We start from the raw sequence: 2,694 nt of genomic DNA, 5'->3' as shown, positions 1-2,694 counted from the left end.
TCACCACACCGCTACCATTTCAGTCTTCTGAACACCGAACTTCAACACTTCTGGGTTCTTGAACCCCTGCATGAGCAGATCAGACTTGCCCATAGCGAATGAAGATTCCTTGAGTTCTTGTCCTGCAACGACGATCTCAATACCTGGGTTGATAGCCCGGAGCGCATCACGCGCAGCGATGAGCATGCCGCACGTACCGGCAGTGGGGTCGTAGACGGAACGGATGATGCCGTCTTCCTCCAGTTCGCTGTCGTCCGAGGTGAACAGAATGGACGTCATCAGACGAATCGCGTCGCGCGGGGTATAGAACTCACCGGCATCTTTCGCTTTTCTGGCGAAGGAACGATACATCAGGTTCTCGAAGATGTCGCCCATCGTCTGATCCTGAAGTGCCTCGTCAGACATGTCGATGGAAGCGAAATGGTTCACCACATTCCAGAGTTGATTATTGCGGTCAAGGAAGTCGATGAGTTTCTCGAACTCAAACGCTTTCCAAATCTCTTGGATATTTGCAGAGAACGCCCTGAGATACTGCAGCAGCCCTTCCTTCAACGTGTCGTCGGAAGTGGCCAGGCGTTCGAGAGACAACTGAGACGTGTTCCAAAAACGAAGCTTGAACATGTTCTCGATCTTGAGATTCACAATCGAGGGATCTGTTCCCTTCACGTTCTCCCGGTGGACGAGATCTAATACGTCCTTCTTCGTCGACTCCAATCGACCTTCAAGGCGACGGAGCACAGTGAACGGAATGATGTAGTCACCGTAATTCTCAGCCGGGACAATCAGCCGCAGGTAATCATCTGCAGTCTGCCAAATGGCAGCGTTGAGGCTGTTGACCTTGGCAGTTTGCTTCGGCGTGATCGAATCGAGGATCTCTGAGGTGTCAGTCATCGGTGCTTCCTTGTGAATCTGTAGACGCCTGATTGTCCCACAGAAAACATTCATTTTCGGGCAACAAATGTTGGTGTTTCACCGTACGAGCGGGAGGTTTGCAGCGCAGTATCGCTAGCGACAGCACCACCAACAGCGACGGCAAGGGTCACCTGAACACCGCGGCCAGCACCGTGGACAGGTTTGCCACAGTGCACCGATCCATGTCGCGAGACGAAATGCTTCTTGAATATCTCAAGACCACCAAAACCGGCACCTACCTCATCCCACCTGGTGTGGGTGAGACCGGTTTCGTCGGTGAAGGAATGTTTGCCTAGTCCCTATCCTGGCCCCTGTCTTGTATCTCGCCTTTGCGTCCTTTCACCGCCACAACAACGCCCACGATGTAGGACACAATCACTCCAAGGACACAGAGCAAACACAATGTTGAGGAAAGATCTAACGCCCGTCTGCCTACAAGCTGGGTGAAAACGGATTTCACGCTCTCTTCAGTGTCACCGGTATCGACCATAAAGAAGCCGGCGAGGAAGAGAAACACCGTTACCGCGATGAAGGCCCAAGACTCACGCCACTCGAAGGACTTATACGGCCCTGCCTGCGAGCCATCCTTCACGTGGCGTACGGGGATAAACCACAAAGCAAGAAGCGCAAGTGCGGCGATTACCCCAGCTGGAACGGAGTAGAACACGAGCCATCCGCCCACCCCAAACAAAATCCGCCCTATTGCAAAGAACGCCGCTCCTAACAGGCTCAGGATAAGCGCTGCGACGGAGTTGATACGGACATTCCGGCAGTTCATGCACCACATCATACGGCGGAACCCATGGGTTGTATCTCAATCAGCCAAAGTGACGAGGCAGCGAATGAGGCGCCTTAGAGCAGCACAACGATGACCACCAGCACTGTGATGGCTGCGTCCAGAAGTCCGACGGCCTTCGGCGTCCATGGCTTCTCACGACGTGCGCCGGTGATCGGCATCAGCGTCGCCCGCAAAAGCAACACGACGGCCACGACGATGATCGCTGGGTGGAACGGATGCCCGCCGGTTACGAGCACGGCGACGACGGCGGCGACAAGCACGACGACGTGATAGCCCACCGACCCGATGAACCAGGGTCTGGAGCCGCGTTCACGGATGAGCGTCTTCACGTAGGGCACAGTGCCGACGAAGTACGCCAGGTACACGGCAAATGCGGCCCACGCCTCCGCATCCAGGCCTCCCCCGGCCCAGGCGGCCACCGGCAGGATGAGGCAGGCTGCTACGACAGTGGACACACCCGACAACAGCGACCTCGGACGCCGCTTCCATGCCTCGAATACGGCTATGGCCACCAACGGTGCGAACGCCGGGACCCACATGAGAAGCCGCCAGTCGAAGATCAGCGTTGTCACACCCGCGACCGCCGCGAGCGACCCGTAGACCAGGACCGGGGGCCGGTTGCGTTCGCGGAAGCGCGAGCGGATCCAGACGCTGCTGGCGAAAAACGTGAAATAGCCGAGCCACCAGGTCAGCAACAGGGGAATCGCAGTCCACGACGGCGCCAGAATGACGCCGGTGATAGCGGGGACGGTGACCATAAACCAGGCGCCGTGTTGGTCGGGCACCCAACCGGGTGAGCGTCGGCGTGTGCGGGGGTTGCGCGACACGCTACGCTGCGCCTGGCTCTTCGACATGTTTTCACCCTACTGATGCGAATCCGTGATGGGCAATTGGCGTGGTCTTTTCCGTCAATTCGAAGCACCCGGCATCGTCGCGCGCTTCAGGCCAATCGCGTTCTAAAAACCACAAAGCCCCGACCCAAA

The 2,694-nt window shown here is 57.1% G+C and carries 4 protein-coding genes; 1 reads left to right on the top strand and 3 read right to left on the bottom strand.

What is annotated here, in order from left to right; translation table 11 throughout:
- Positions 1–891 (bottom strand): class I SAM-dependent DNA methyltransferase, encoded by an 891-nt coding sequence (locus HMPREF3101_RS00310; RefSeq protein WP_246816576.1) that lies wholly within the window; start codon positions 889–891, stop codon positions 1–3.
- A 98-nt stretch (positions 892–989) separates the two neighbouring features.
- On the opposite strand from HMPREF3101_RS00310, the gene HMPREF3101_RS00305 reads away from it, so the two are divergent.
- The gene (locus tag HMPREF3101_RS00305; RefSeq protein ID WP_070461874.1) at positions 990–1,208 is read left to right on the top strand and encodes a hypothetical protein; all 219 of its coding nucleotides are present in this window, start codon (positions 990–992) and stop codon (positions 1,206–1,208) included.
- Here HMPREF3101_RS00305 and HMPREF3101_RS00300 read toward each other — a convergent pair.
- Both HMPREF3101_RS00300 and HMPREF3101_RS00295 read right to left on the bottom strand, forming a co-directional pair.
- The gene (locus HMPREF3101_RS00300) at positions 1,205–1,690 is read right to left on the bottom strand and encodes a hypothetical protein (RefSeq protein WP_141737297.1); all 486 of its coding nucleotides are present in this window, start codon (positions 1,688–1,690) and stop codon (positions 1,205–1,207) included. The two genes, HMPREF3101_RS00305 and HMPREF3101_RS00300, sit on opposite strands and share 4 nt — an antisense overlap.
- A 74-nt stretch (positions 1,691–1,764) precedes the next feature.
- Positions 1,765–2,565 carry a YwiC-like family protein gene (locus HMPREF3101_RS00295; RefSeq protein ID WP_371327052.1) on the bottom strand — a complete coding sequence of 267 codons (801 nt, stop codon included), beginning with the start codon at positions 2,563–2,565 and terminating at the stop codon, positions 1,765–1,767.
- Positions 2,566–2,694: the final 129 nt, after the last annotated feature.

Source organism: Corynebacterium sp. HMSC29G08 (assembly GCF_001806875.1).
Taxonomy (GTDB): domain Bacteria; phylum Actinomycetota; class Actinomycetes; order Mycobacteriales; family Mycobacteriaceae; genus Corynebacterium.
The sequence above is the reverse complement of the archived record's forward strand: the minus strand, read 5'-3'. Positions and strand labels throughout refer to the sequence as shown.

What these genes read in the sequence shown, in the direction of transcription:
- HMPREF3101_RS00310 (WP_246816576.1), bottom strand. Translation starts at nt 891, where the DNA reads ATGACTGACACCTCAGAGATCCTCGATTCGATCACGCCGAAGCAAACT.
- HMPREF3101_RS00300 (WP_141737297.1), bottom strand. Translation starts at nt 1,690, where the DNA reads ATGAACTGCCGGAATGTCCGTATCAACTCCGTCGCAGCGCTTATCCTG.
- HMPREF3101_RS00295 (WP_371327052.1), bottom strand. Translation starts at nt 2,565, where the DNA reads ATGTCGAAGAGCCAGGCGCAGCGTAGCGTGTCGCGCAACCCCCGCACA.